This window comes from Cupriavidus sp. 05N40, from assembly GCF_056397305.1.
The window spans coordinates 21,422-34,343 of the sequence record NZ_JBFTND010000057.1; the positions used below are offsets into that span (position 1 = coordinate 21,422).

The following is a 12,922-nucleotide window of genomic DNA, read 5'->3' on the forward strand; positions in this document are numbered from 1 at the left end:
CTTGGCCGAGAGCGGACCTCCGCTGGCAACTGCCAATTGTCCGTCCTGCCTGCATGGGTCGCTACTCGGCTGCCTTTGCCCTCCGCGCCCGGGGCGCACCCATGCGGCAGTTTCCCGACCTGGCGCAAGCTGTCGGCAAGGCCGACAGGTTTCATTCGCCGAGGGTGGGGACGTTCCCCTCCTGCACCAGGATTCGGGGCGAATTCATCTCGCCGGTTTCCTCGTCCACCAATACCTCATAGGCCGCGACGCCGGCGAAGCTTGATGCCATGGCGTTGGCAATACGGATAGCGCTGACCTCGCTCGATGCCTGGCGGATCTCACCAGGCAGGAGTGCGTCGCTCTTGCCCTTGCGGTACGGCACGATGATGTACTTGACGGCGAGAGTATCGGGCATGGCGGCAACTCCGGGCGGAGGTGGGTGCCGCGGAATGCAGCCCCTGACCTGTATGAATATACAGTGTATGGGTCATCCGAGGCCGTGGGGGTATAGTTGAGTTTACTGTATGGATATACAGTGATCCCGGTGCGGCCTCATTCTCTCCGACCTGACGCGCCGGATGAGATCCCGGCTGGAAATTGGTGGGGGCACCTTCCGATAGAGCGGGGGGTTCTAGCGCCGCCCGCCGCAGTTGTGAGTCATCCAATCTCGACGATCTGCATGGGGAAGGCAAAAAAACACGCCTCCCTTTCAAGTCTTCGCTTGTCGATATGCCCGCAAAAACCCGGAAACCTTATGGCGGAAAGCAGCAGGAGTCGAACCTACCTGGGAACGGCTAACGCCCCCAACCGGGTTTGAAGCCCGGCCGCATCACCGGATACGCATGCCTTCCTCGCAGCTGGCAACACCCGACGGCTGCCATTCACTGTCGGGGCGCAGCACGCGCGCGTTTCCGACGCGACGAGTGTATCCGACGCGATCGAAGAACTCCAGAACCTGGATGGCGCGCTTGCGGCCCAGGGCGGTGGCGTCGCGGAAGCGGATCGCGTCCACGCTGCCGTGCTGCGCGACCAGGGCCGCCAGCAGCGCGGCCAGTTCGCGCACCTGCGTGTTGTCGTAGAACAGGTCATGCACCACCTGGTGCACCGTGCCCTGGCGCGCCATCCYGCGCAACAGGCCGCGGATGCGTTCCTCGGGCACGTTCAGCGCGGTGCCAAGCTCGCGCACCCACGGCGGATCGTATCGGCCGGCCGCCAGCATCGGCACGACGCGCAGCGCCAGGGCGAGATCGTCCTCGGACAGCGTGGCCAGGTGCGATGGCAGCTGCAGCCAGGCGCCGTTGCGGCGCAGCTCGCCGCGCTCCAGCAGCGTGTCGAGCAGCGCCGCCCAGGCGGCATGCGGCAGCGCCGGCGCACCGRCAAAGGCCACGCGCCGCAGCGAGCCGGCATCGAGCCCCGGCTCGTCCGGCATGCGCGCATGGAATGCCGCCAGCGTGTCGAGCACGGTGCGCTGCAGCGCCTGCCAGTGCGCGGCGAGGATGACGCAGGCATCGGCATGGCCGGGCGCGGGCACGACCAGCGCGTCGTCCGGCAGCCGCCAGCCGGCCGGGCCGCTGCCGCTCAGGCAGGCCAGCCGCGCCGCGGCGATGCCGTGCGTGGCCTGCATCAGCAGGGGGGCGAGGCCGGCGCCTTCGGTCATCTGCTGCAGCGCCTGCAGCCAGGCGATGCGCCGGTCGGTGCGGCGCCGGCGCTCGGGCGCGAAGGGGTCGAGCACGCGGCCGCCGCCAACGGTCAGGGTCGCCTGCGCATTGCGCACGATGAAGCGGTCGCCGGGCAGGGCRCATACCGGGGCGCCGAACACCAGCTGGGCCAGCGCCGTGCCCCCGGGCTCCAGGGCCTCGGTGCTGAGCAGCACGATGTTGGCCAGCTGGTGCAGGGTGCCGAGGTGAACGTGTAGCGGGGTCCAGTGCGTCAGGCGAAGCTCTGCCTGGGGCAGCAAGGTGAGCGAGACATCGATGCGGGCCGAGGGCGCGACCAGCGCCGGATCCGCTACCCAGTCGCCGCGGCTGACCGCTTCCTTGTCGATGCCGGCCAGGTTCAGCGCGCAGCGCTGTCCGGCAAGGCCGGTGTCGGCCGGGCGCTGCTGCGCATGGATGCCGCGCACGCGCACCGGCTTGCCCGAGGGCGCCAGGCGCATCGTGTCGCCGGCATGGACCCGGCCGCCGAGGACCGTGCCGGTGACGACCGTGCCGTGGCCCGGCAAGGTGAAGACGCGGTCCACCGCCAGCCGGAACAGGCCGTCGGTGCCGCGCGGCGGCAATTGCTGCGCGATCTCGTGCAGATAGGCGCGCAGGGCCGATACGCCGGCATCGTCGGCGCGCGTGGCGTCGAGCGCGAACACCGGCGCCTGCGCGAATGGCGTGCCGGCCAGCAGTGCCTCGATCTCGCGGCGCACCTCGGCCTGGCGCGCCTGGCCGACGCGGTCGGCTTTGGTCAGCGCCACCGCGGCGCGCGCGATGCCAAGCCGCTCGACGATGGCCGCGTGCTCGCGCGTTTGCGGCATCACGCCGTCGTCGGCGGCGATCACCAGCAGCGCCAGGTCGATGCCGCTGGCGCCGGCCGCCATGGTGTGGATCAGCCGTTCGTGCCCGGGCACGTCGACATAGCCGAGCACGTCGCCGTTGGGCAGCGGCGTGTAGGCGTAGCCCAGCGCGATGGAAATGCCGCGCTCCTTCTCTTCCTTGAGGCGGTCGGTGTCGACACCGGTCAGTGCACGCACCAGCGTGGTCTTGCCGTGGTCGATGTGTCCGGCGGTGCCGACGATCATAGGCGCAGCGCCTGCCACTGGGCGGTGAAGGCGGGCTCGTCGGCTTGCTCGAGGCAACGCAGGTCCAGCCACAGGGCCTGCCCGGCGATACGGCCGATGACTGGCCGGGGCAGTTCGCGCAGCGCGGCTTCGAGCCGCTGTAGCTGCCGTCCCGCGCCGGCGCGCCGCCCGCCCGCCGCGGTTGCGACGGGCGCGATGGCCAGGCCGTGGCTGGGCAACTGGCTGCCGGGCTGCGCGCCGCTGCCGACCTGGCTGAACATCGGCGCGTCCGAGACCAGGAACGCGTCGCCCAGCGCCGGCTGCAGCAGCGGGCACAGGCGCAGCGCCTGCGCGTGCAGGCTGGGCGCGCTGCGCGTGAGCAGGCGCAGGGTGGGCAGGCTGTCGGCCAGCAGTTCCGGCGCGCGGTAGAGCCGCAGCACCGGCTCGAGCGCGGCCAGCGTGAGCTTGCCCACGCGCAGCGCGCGCTTGAGCGGGTTCTTCTTGATCCTGCGGATCAGGTCGGCGCGCCCGACGATCAGGCCCGCCTGCGGTCCGCCGAGCAGCTTGTCGCCGCTGAAGGTCACCAGGCTGGCGCCGGCTTCGATGGTCTCGCGTACCGTGGTCTCGGCCGGCAAGCCCCAGCGGGTCAGGTCGACCAGGGTGCCGCTGCCGAGGTCCACCACCACCGGCAGGCCGTGCGGGGCGGCCAGCGCTGCCACCTCGGCTACCGCCACGCTGCGGGTAAAGCCGGTCACCTGGTAGTTGCTGCAATGGACTTTCATCAGCAGCGCGGTGCGCGGGCCGATGGCATCGGCGTAGTCGTGCGGGTGCGTGCGGTTGGTGGTGCCGACTTCGACCAGGCGCGCGCCGGCGCGCTGCATGATGTCCGGGATGCGGAAGGCGCCGCCGATCTCGACCAGTTCGCCGCGCGACACCACCACCTCGCGGCGCTGCGCCAGTGCGTTGAGCATCAGCAGCACGGCCGCGGCGTTGTTGTTGACCACCGTCGCGGCTTCGGCGCCGGTCAGCTCGCACAGCAGGTCTTCGATGAGGTCGTCGCGGTCGCCGCGCGCGCCGGTGGCCAGGTCGAACTCCAGGTTGGCGGGCGCGGTCAGCGCGCGCGCTACCGCCTGCACGGCGCTGTCGGGCAGCAGGGCGCGGCCGAGGTTGGTATGCAGCACGGTGCCGGTGAGGTTGAACACGGCGCGCAGGCGCGGCTCGCCGGCGCGGGCCAGTGCCGCGGCCAGGGCGTCGGCCAGGGCCCCGGGGGCCACGGCGTCCATGGCGAGCCTGCCGGCGATGGCCTGCGCGCGGTGGCCGTCGAGCAGCCTGCGCAGCGCGGCCGTGACCTGGGTGCGGCCGTGGCTGGCCAGCAAGGTCTGCAGTTCGGGGCCGCCGAGCAGGCGGTCGACCGAGGGGATGTCCGCCGGGCCGGCAAGGGCGGGCGCGCCGTCGTCCAGTGCGCTCAAGACTCCGCTCCCTGCCACAGCATGGGGTTGCCGCTGGCGCGCGCGTAGCCGGCTTCGCCCATCAACACGTCCAGCGCCAGCGTGGCGAGATCGTCCGCGACCGGTTCGACCTGCGCGTCCTTCTCCATGTAGCAGATCTTGCGGTAGGTCTGGCAGTGCTCGCAGGACTCGGCCTTGACGGCGTGCAGGCCGTCGTTCTTTTTGCCACCTTCGCCGCCTTCGCCAGCGCCACTGCTTTCGGCGACATGATAGGCGATGCCTTCGGTGGATTCGCAATGGCTGCACTTGATGCGCACCATATGCCATTCGGTGGCGCACAGCGCACAATGCAGGTAGCGCAGGCCCTGGTAGCGCCCGCCGATGCGCACGATGCTGGCAACGGGGAGCGTGCCGCAGACCGGGCAGACGGTGTGCACGTCGAGCGCCGGCACGTCGGCCTCGGCGAGCTGGCTGGCCTTGCAGGTCCAGCCGACCTGGAGCGCCGCCATCAGGAACGGCGCCATGGCGAGGTCCGCTTCCGCGTCGCGCCCGCTGAGCAGCGCCTGGGCCTGTACATCCAGCTCGAGYGGGGGCAGGGCCTCCAGCCGCGCCAGCGTCGCCATCACGGGTGCGGGCAGGCCGGGCGACTGGCGCAGCGTGCCGGCCAGCGCCGCCAGCGCGGCGTGCCATGCGTGCTGGCCCTGGCCGCCCGCGGCCGCCAGCGGCGGCATGCGGTGCTCGTGTGCCAGGGCGATGGCGTGCGTGTCGGGCGGCGGTACTTCCAGGGTGCGCGCGATGGCTTCCTGGGCATCGGCCACGATGGCCATCAGGCCAAGGTAGGCGCCGATCGGATTGCCTGCGGCCAGCTGGCGCAGGCGTTGCGCGCGCGCGCCGAAGGTGCCGGTGCGCTGCGGCAGGCGCAGGCGCGCCAGCGCGACGTGATCGAGCGCTTCGATTTCGTGGGGTTGGAGAATGCGCTGCACCATGGTTGTCCCGCGTCCGTGAAACCGCGTCCCCGAGGGGACGCCGGAAGCGCCGGCGGTGCGGGCGGCAGCATCCGGACGGCGCTACTTGTTGCCTTGCCTGAAGACTTCCCGGAACCACGCGCGATGGTGCTTCCAGGCCCAACCATAGGTCACCGTGCCGCGCGTCATGGCTGCGACCGATCCCTTGATCCACAACGCGGCATAGATGTGGACAATGATGCCGCAAATCAGCACGAAGGCGCAAATGGCGTGCACCACGGCGGAGAAGCGGATGATGCCGATCGGGAAGTACGCGGAGAAGTAGACCCGCCAGATCACGATGCCGGACAGCAGCAGCAACAGCATGCACAGCACCATGACGAAGAACAGCAGCTTCTGGCCGGCGTTGTAGCGTCCCACTTCGGGCAGGGCCTCCTCGCGGTTGTTGAGCACGTCGCGGATCTGCGAGAGCCAGACGCGGTCGTTGCGGTCGAGCATGTTGTGGTGCCAGAACCGCAGCGACAGCCACAGGAACGCCACGAACATCACGATGCCGATGAACGGGTGCAGGATGCGCGTCCACGTGCCGCCGCCAAACAGGTTGCTCATCCAGAACATGGACGGATGGAACATCGCCAGCCCGGACAGCGCCAGCAGGATGAACGTGATGGCGACGATCCAGTGGTTGGTGCGCTCGCCGGGGGTGTAGCGCACGATCAGGCCGGGCCTGTCTTCGGGTCTCATGGCGTTCCTCCTCAGCCGGGCAAGCCGCGCGAATCGTCCGGATCGCGCGGGTCGCGCCCGGCGCGCTCGCGCTCGCGGGCCAGTTCGGCCTGCGCGGCGGCCTCGTCCTCTGGCAGCGTCTCGTTGGGGCCCACGCGGATGTAGTGGAAGAAGCCCGCCAGCGCGGTGACGGCGATGCCGGCCACCGCCAGCGGCTTGGCCAGGCCCTTCCACAGGCCCACCAGCGGGCTGATGCGCGGCTCGTCGGGCAGGCCGTGGTAGAGCGATGGCTGGTCGGCGTGATGCAGCACGTACATCACGTGCGTGCCGCCCACGCCGGCCGGATCGTACAGGCCGGCCTTGTCGAAGCCGCGCGACTTCAGGTCGACGATGCGTTCTTCCGCATGCTGCTTCATGTCTTCCTTGGTGCCGAACACGATGGCGCCGGTCGGGCAGGTCTTCACGCAGGCGGGCTCCTGTCCCACGCCGACCCGGTCCGAGCACAGCGTGCACTTGTACGCCTTGCGGTCGTGCTTGGAGATGCGCGGGATATTGAACGGGCAGCCGGTGATGCAGTAGCCGCAGCCGATGCAGTTCTCCTCATTGAAATCGACGATGCCGTTGGTGTACTGCACGATGGCGCCCGGCGCCGGGCAGGCCTTGAGGCAGCCGGGGTCGTCGCAGTGCATGCAGCCGTCCTTGCGGATCAGCCATTCGAGGTTGCCGTTGGGGTTCTCGTACTCGGAGAAGCGCATCACGGTCCACGACTGGTCGCTGAGGTCGGCCGGGTTGTCGTACACGCCCACGTTGTGTCCGACTTCGTCGCGCAGGTCGTTCCATTCCATGCACGCGGCCTGGCAGGCCTTGCAGCCGATGCACTTGGTGGTGTCGATCAGCTTGGCCACGGAGCCGGTGACCGGCACGCGCGCCTGCGTGGATGGCGTGGTGGTAGCCGAGCGCCGGCGGATATCGAGTGATTGCAGTGCCATGGCATGCTCCTCCCTAGGCCTTCTCGACCTTCACGAGGAAGGATTTGAACTCGGGCGTCTGCGAATTGCCGTCGCCCACCACCGGTGTCAGCGTGTTGGTGATGAAGCCCGGCTTGGCCAGTCCGGTGAAGCCCCAGTGAATCGGGATGCCGACCGTGTGCAGTGTCTTGCCGTCCACCTTGAGCGGCCTGATGCGCTTGGTCACCACCGCCACGGCCTTGATGAAGCCGCGGTTGGACGACACCTTGACCCGGTCGCCCGCGCTGATGCCGATCTCCTTGGCCAGCGCCTCGCCGATCTCCACGAATTGCTCGGGCTGGAGGATGGCGTTGATGCGGGCGTGCTTGGTCCAGCCGTGGAAATGCTCGGTGAGCCGGTACGTGGTGGCGATATGCGGGAACTGCGCCACCTTGCCCATTGCCTCCAGGTCGCCCTTGAAGACGCGCGCGGCCGGGTTGCTGGTGGCCTGCGGCTGCTTGTCGTTGAGCGGGTTGTAGCCCAGCGGCGTCTCGAACGGCTCGTAGTGCTCAGGGAACGGCCCCTCGGCCATGCCGGCGCGGGCGAAGAAGCGCGCCACGCCCTCGGGGTTCATGATGAAGGGGCTCATGCCGCCCGCCGGGTCTTCGTCCGCCTTGAAGTCCGGCACGTCGGCGCCGCCCCAGCTCTTGCCGTTCCAGGCGACCAGCCGACGCGCCGGATTGAACGGCTTGCCGCTGAGGTCGCACGAGGCGCGGTTGTAGAGGATGCGCCGGTTGGCAGGCCACGCCCAGGCCCAGTTCAGGGTCTGGCCGATGCCGCTGGGGTCGGCGTTGTCGCGCCGCGCCATCTGGTTGCCGGCGGCAGTCCACGCGCCGCAGAAGATCCAGCAGCCGCTGGCGGTGCTGCCGTCGTCGCGCAGTTCCCCGAAGCCGGCCAGCTGCTCGTTGGCGCGCCGCGTGAACTTGGTGGGATCCTTTGGGTCCTGCAGGTCCGTCAGCGCGCGGCCCGAGTATTCCCTGGCCAGTTCTTCCGGGCTCGGGCTGGCCGGGTCGGCGTACTGCCAGGTCAGGTTGACGATGGGGTCGGGGTACTTGCCGCCATCGGCCTGGTACATCTTGCGCATGCGCAGGAACAGCCCGGACATGATCTCCAGGTCGCTGCGCGCTTCGCCCGGGGGCTCCGCGCCTTTCCAGTGCCATTGCAGCCAGCGCCCCGAATTGACCAGCGCGCCGTTTTCCTCGGCGAAGCAGGTGGTTGGCAGGCGAAACACCTCGGTCTGGATCTTGCCCGGATCGACGTCGTTGATCTCGCCGTGGTTGCGCCAGAACTCCGAAGTCTCGGTGGCCAGCGGATCCATGATCACCAGGAACTTCACCTTGCTCAGGCCCGCGATGAGCTTGGCCTTGTTGGGTGCGGCCACCACCGGGTTGAAGCCCTGGGCGATGTAGCCGTTCATCTTGCCCTGGTTCATCAGCTCCACCACCTGCAGCAGGTCATACGGCTTGTCGAGCTTGGGCAGGTAGTCGAAGGCCCATTGGTTGTCGGYGGTGGCGGCGTTGCCCCACCACGCCTTCATCAGGCTGACGTGGAACTTGGGGTAGTTCTGCCAGTAGCTGAGCTGGTTGGGGCGCAACGGCTTGAGCGCGCGCGCGGCGATGTACTTGTCGTAGTCCTGCTCGCCCTCGCTGGGCAGCGTCATGTAGCCGGGCAGCAGGTTCGACAGCAGCCCCAGGTCGGTCAGGCCCTGGATGTTGGAGTGCCCGCGCAGCGCGTTCATGCCACCGCCGGCGATGCCGATATTGCCCAGCAGCAGCTGCACCATGGCGCCGGTGCGGATGATCTGCGAGCCGATCGAGTGCTGCGTCCAGCCCAGCGCGTACAGGATGGTCATGGCGCGCGTGGGCGAGGCGGTGGAGGCCATCATCTCGCACACCGCCAGGAACTTGTCCTTGGGCGTGCCGCACACGCGCTCCACCATCTCGGGCGTATAGCGCGCGTAGTGCTGCTTGAGCATATTGAACACACAGCGCGGATGCGCCAGCGTGGGGTCGGTCTTGACGAAGCCGTCGTCGCCGCGCTCGTAGTCCCAGGTGGACTTGTCGTAGCTGCGCTCGCCGGCGTCGTAGCCGGAGAAGATGCCCTGGTCGAAGGCGAAGTCCTCCCGCACGATGAAGGAGAAGTCCGTGTAGTTCTTCACGTACTCGTGCTGGATCTTGTCGTTGGCCAGCAGGTAGGTGATCACGCCGCCGAGGAAGACGATGTCGCTGCCGGTGCGGATCGGCACGTACATGTCGGCCACCGAGGCCGAGCGCGTGAAGCGCGGATCGACCACGATCAGCCGGGCCTTGTTGTGCGCCTTGGCTTCGGTCACCCATTTGAAACCGCACGGGTGCGCCTCGGCCGCATTGCCGCCCATGATCAGGACCACGTCCGCGTTCTTGATGTCGACCCAATGGTTCGTCATCGCACCGCGGCCAAACGTCGGGGCAAGACCTGCCACCGTCGGGCCGTGTCAGACGCGCGCCTGATTGTCGAAGGCCAGAATCCCGAAGCTGCGGATCGTCTTCTGCGTGAGGTAGCCCACCTCGTTGCTGCTGGCGGATGCGGCCAGCATGCCGGTGGTCAGCCAGCGGTTGACCGTCTTGCCGTCCGCCGTCTTGTCGACGAAATTGGCATCGCGGTCTTCCTTCAGGAGCTTGGCGATGCGATCCAGCGCGTCGTCCCACGACATGCGCTGCCACTTGTCCGAGCCGGGCGCCCGGTACTCCGGGTATTTCAGCCGGCTGGGGCTGTGGATGAAGTCGATCAGGCCGGCGCCCTTGGGGCACAGCGTGCCGCGGTTGACCGGGTGGTCGGCGTCGCCTTCGATGTGGATCACGCTGGCGGTGGCGTTCTTGGCGCCGTCGCCCAGGCTGTACATCAGGATGCCGCAGGCCACGGAGCAGTACGGACAGGTGTTGCGGGTCTCGGTGGCGCGCGCCAGCTTGTAGGCCCGCACTTCCGCCAGCGCCTCGCCGGGGGAGAATCCCATCAGCGCCAGGCTGGAGCCTGCTAGGGATGCGCCGGTTATCTTGAGGAACTGGCGCCGGTTCATCGTTACCATGGCTACCCTCCTGGGCATGGCGACAGCGGTGGGGATTGTCTCGTCCAGTATAGGAAGCCAGATGCACAATGGCATGGCATTGCGGCTTTTTGAGGGATTTGCCGCGAGGGCGGCCTCCGCGGGGCGTTGCCGGTCGCACCGCCCTGGGCCGCTTGGGGCCGTGATGCCCCGGCCCAGGCGCCCGGAAGCCACTTCCGATCGACAACATCCCCGCGCGGGAACCGTGTCGACCAGGCTTCAACCGTGCTTCTACCTTGCTTCAACCTGCTTCAGCTTGTGCAGGACGGGTCACAACCATAAAAAAAGCCATTCCGAAGAATGGCTTTTTACACCCCGCGACATCCCGCACATCGTGACTCCAGCCCCGCGGACTCTGTGGCCTGCGTAGGCATTGCTGGAATCACACAGCGAAGACCGGCAACCAAATCGTTCCAGGCGGCAAAACCGCGCTTGGCCCAGTTCTCGGATTTATAGGTATTTGCTGCGACTTGGCACGCGACGAATCATACGTATTGCCTATAAGACATAGTATAGAGAATAGCCCCTATTTTCCGCCTCTGTTCCTGCGCTCGCGCAGGCCGGGACCGTGTACTGGTCGTGCGATTACCGCACAACGCTGGGGAGTCGGCGCGCGATGCGTCAGCGGTTGCGCAGCCGCTCGCGCAACTGCGCCTCGAGCTCGGCGATGCGCAGGTCCACGCGGGAGCGCTTGCGGATATAGCGGATGCACAGCGCAGTAAAGAGCACTGCGGTGAAGGTGCAGCACAGCGCTGCAAATTTGGTCAGTTCAGGGTGCATGGTGATTCTGCGTGCGGTCGGGCACGGTTTGCTGGCGCGCGATGATACCCGGGCGCGGGCGCCCGGCATGCGGCAGGCCAGTCCCGGCCGCATGGAAAATAACGTCAGCCGTGGTCCAGTCTGAAGGGATACCCAACGTCAGGGTGGTATGGCGCCCGCGGCGGCCTGCCGGCATGCCGTCGCCTTCCGCCAATCGTTCGCCTTCGGCAACGCCTGGTGCGCTAGCCCACGCTGCAATCGCGCGGACGCGGTTAGGCTCGAAAGGCCGCGTGCAGGTCTGACCCACTTGCGCGCGTTTTGCGCCTCGCCTATCCCCCGGTGGGCGGGGCGCCTTTCTGCGCCGGCGAGGGTGCGTCGACGTCTGCGGTCATCCCCCCTGCAGGCGCAAGCCCGGGTTCGCCTGCCCACCGCCCGAAGGCGCCTCCGCGCCGGCGCGGTACTGGTACGCTTCCCCCTTACGACGTCCCCCTTACGACTTCCCTTTTACGACTTCCCCTTTTGCTGCATGCGGCTGGCCTGGCCGCCGCATGCCATCCCAGGAGCTGCATTCGATGCTTGGCGCAATGGATTTCCTTTCCGTGGTCCGCCACGCCCCGCTGGTCTCGATCGACCTGATCGTCACCGACGCGCAGGGCCGCGCGCTGCTGGGGCGGCGGCGCAACCGCCCGGCGCGCGACACCTGGTTCGTGCCGGGCGGGCGCATCCGCAAGGACGAAAACCTGGATGCGGCATTCCGCCGCATCGTGGCGGACGAACTGGGCATCGCCGGCGTGGAGCGTGCCAGCGCCACCGCGCGCGGCGTGTTCGAGCACCTTTACCCGGACAACTTTGCCGGCGAGCCTGGCGTCACCACCCACTATGTCGTGCTGGCCTACGCCTGGACGATGCCTGCCGGGACGCAGGAGGCGAGGGAGGCTGCCGTGGGCACGCCGGGCCAGCACAGTGCATATCGCTGGATGAGCCCGGCGGAACTCCTCGGCCGCGACGATGTGCATGAAAACACCAAGGCTTACTTTCGCTGAGTGCCCTGGTGCACCAGGCGGGTGCCAGGCCGCCGCCGGGCCGGCTCACGCGGCCAGCGGGACCAGGGCGGCGTCCCGGCCGGCGGCCTTGCCATCGGCCGCGGCGGCGGGGGCATCGGCAGCGGTGCCAGCCGGGTGCGCCTGCTCGGACTGAGCGGGCTGAGCGAATAGCGCGCACTCGGTGCGCAGGTACTCGGCGAACGGCGCGGCCACCTCGGCATGGCGCAGCGCGAACTCCACCGTGGCTTTGAGGTAGCCGAGCTTGCTGCCGCAGTCGAAGCGGCGGCCTTCGTAGCGGTAAGCGAGCGCCTGTTCATGGCCGAGCAGCGCCTGGATCGCGTCCGTCAGCTGCAGCTCGCCGCCGGCGCCCGGCGTGAGCGCGTTCAGGTGCGCGAAGATGCTGGGCATCAGGACGTAGCGCCCGACCACGCCCAGGTTGGACGGCGCCGCCTCGGGCGCGGGCTTTTCCACGATGCCGGACATCTTGAACACGCGCTCGTCCCACGGCTTGCCTTCGATCACGCCGTAGGAGCGGGAATCCTCTGGCCGGATCGCTTCCACGCCGATGACGCTGCTGTGGTAGTGGTCGAAGACCTCGATCATCTGCCTGAGCACGGGTGTGCGCGCGTCCAGCAGGTCATCGGCCAGGATCACCGCGAACGCTTCGTCGCCGATGAGCTTGCTGGCGCACCGCACCGCGTGGCCGAGCCCGAGCGGCTCCGCCTGCCGCACATAGAAACAATCGACGTGGGCGGGCTTGATGCCGCGCACCAGGTCGAGCAGTGACTGTTTGCCGCGCGCCAGCAATTCCGCCTCCACTTCGTACGACTTGTCGAAGTGGTCCTCGATRGCACGCTTGCTGCGCCCGGTGACGAAGATCAGCTCGGTGATCCCGGCCGCGATGGCCTCTTCCACGGCGTACTGGACCAGCGGCTTGTCGACGACCGGCAACATCTCCTTCGGGCTTGCCTTGGTGGCGGGAAGGAAGCGCGTGCCGAGTCCGGCTACCGGAAATACGGCTTTCCTGATCTTGAGCATGGAGCGACTCCCGTAGTGTGGTTCTTCCGTTGACTTGCTGCGAGATGGGGGGCAAAACGAACTGCAAAACGGACCGCGGAACCGGCAGCGAAGCGCACTGCAAGACGGCTG

Annotated in this window: 10 protein-coding genes and 1 tRNA gene; 1 reads left to right on the forward strand and 10 read right to left on the reverse strand. The window is 68.3% G+C overall.

What is annotated here, in order from left to right:
* Positions 1-151: 151 nt before the first annotated feature.
* From AC1DO7_RS15625 to AC1DO7_RS15665, 9 genes are all read right to left on the reverse strand, one after another.
* The gene (locus AC1DO7_RS15625) at positions 152-397 is read right to left on the reverse strand and encodes a hypothetical protein (protein ID WP_441614602.1); all 246 of its coding nucleotides are present in this window, start codon (positions 395-397) and stop codon (positions 152-154) included.
* A 340-nt stretch (positions 398-737) separates the two neighbouring features.
* Positions 738-833, reverse strand: a tRNA-Sec gene (locus AC1DO7_RS15630).
* Entirely contained in the window at positions 812-2,767 is a 1,956-nt protein-coding gene (selB, locus tag AC1DO7_RS15635; protein WP_477116301.1) for a selenocysteine-specific translation elongation factor, read from the reverse strand. The genes AC1DO7_RS15630 and selB overlap by 22 nt, the downstream gene beginning before the upstream one ends.
* Positions 2,764-4,215: an L-seryl-tRNA(Sec) selenium transferase gene (gene selA / locus AC1DO7_RS15640; protein ID WP_441614598.1), complete on the reverse strand. Its 1,452-nt coding sequence runs from the start codon at positions 4,213-4,215 to the stop codon at positions 2,764-2,766. The genes selB and selA overlap by 4 nt, the downstream gene beginning before the upstream one ends.
* On the reverse strand, positions 4,212-5,180 hold the full coding sequence (gene fdhE, locus AC1DO7_RS15645; RefSeq protein WP_441614596.1) for a formate dehydrogenase accessory protein FdhE: 969 nt from the start codon (positions 5,178-5,180) through the stop codon (positions 4,212-4,214). The genes selA and fdhE overlap by 4 nt, the downstream gene beginning before the upstream one ends.
* Before the next feature lie 81 nt (positions 5,181-5,261).
* Positions 5,262-5,903, reverse strand: coding sequence for a formate dehydrogenase subunit gamma (locus tag AC1DO7_RS15650; RefSeq protein ID WP_441614594.1), 642 nt, complete (start codon positions 5,901-5,903; stop codon positions 5,262-5,264).
* A gap of 11 nt (positions 5,904-5,914) precedes the next feature.
* Positions 5,915-6,871: a formate dehydrogenase subunit beta gene (fdxH, locus tag AC1DO7_RS15655; RefSeq protein WP_441614592.1), complete on the reverse strand. Its 957-nt coding sequence runs from the start codon at positions 6,869-6,871 to the stop codon at positions 5,915-5,917.
* Positions 6,872-6,884: 13 nt separating this feature from the next.
* Complete coding sequence (gene fdnG, locus AC1DO7_RS15660; protein ID WP_477116302.1) at positions 6,885-9,953, reverse strand: formate dehydrogenase-N subunit alpha; 3,069 nt, start codon at positions 9,951-9,953, stop codon at positions 6,885-6,887.
* Between the two features lie 639 nt (positions 9,954-10,592).
* Positions 10,593-10,751, reverse strand: coding sequence for a hypothetical protein (locus AC1DO7_RS15665; RefSeq protein ID WP_441614588.1), 159 nt, complete (start codon positions 10,749-10,751; stop codon positions 10,593-10,595).
* Positions 10,752-11,302: 551 nt separating this feature from the next.
* Between AC1DO7_RS15665 and AC1DO7_RS15670 the strand changes: the two genes are divergently transcribed.
* Complete coding sequence (locus tag AC1DO7_RS15670) at positions 11,303-11,773, forward strand: GDP-mannose mannosyl hydrolase (RefSeq protein ID WP_441614586.1); 471 nt, start codon at positions 11,303-11,305, stop codon at positions 11,771-11,773.
* Between the two features lie 45 nt (positions 11,774-11,818).
* Here the strand turns inward: AC1DO7_RS15670 and galU are convergent, their stop codons facing one another.
* Complete coding sequence (gene galU, locus AC1DO7_RS15675; protein ID WP_441614584.1) at positions 11,819-12,811, reverse strand: UTP--glucose-1-phosphate uridylyltransferase GalU; 993 nt, start codon at positions 12,809-12,811, stop codon at positions 11,819-11,821.
* Positions 12,812-12,922: the final 111 nt, after the last annotated feature.

What these genes read in the sequence shown, in the direction of transcription:
- AC1DO7_RS15625 (WP_441614602.1), bottom strand. Translation starts at nt 397, where the DNA reads ATGCCCGATACTCTCGCCGTCAAGTACATCATCGTGCCGTACCGCAAG.
- AC1DO7_RS15650 (WP_441614594.1), bottom strand. Translation starts at nt 5,903, where the DNA reads ATGAGACCCGAAGACAGGCCCGGCCTGATCGTGCGCTACACCCCCGGC.
- fdxH (WP_441614592.1), bottom strand. Translation starts at nt 6,871, where the DNA reads ATGGCACTGCAATCACTCGATATCCGCCGGCGCTCGGCTACCACCACG.
- AC1DO7_RS15665 (WP_441614588.1), bottom strand. Translation starts at nt 10,751, where the DNA reads ATGCACCCTGAACTGACCAAATTTGCAGCGCTGTGCTGCACCTTCACC.
- AC1DO7_RS15670 (WP_441614586.1), top strand. Translation starts at nt 11,303, where the DNA reads ATGCTTGGCGCAATGGATTTCCTTTCCGTGGTCCGCCACGCCCCGCTG.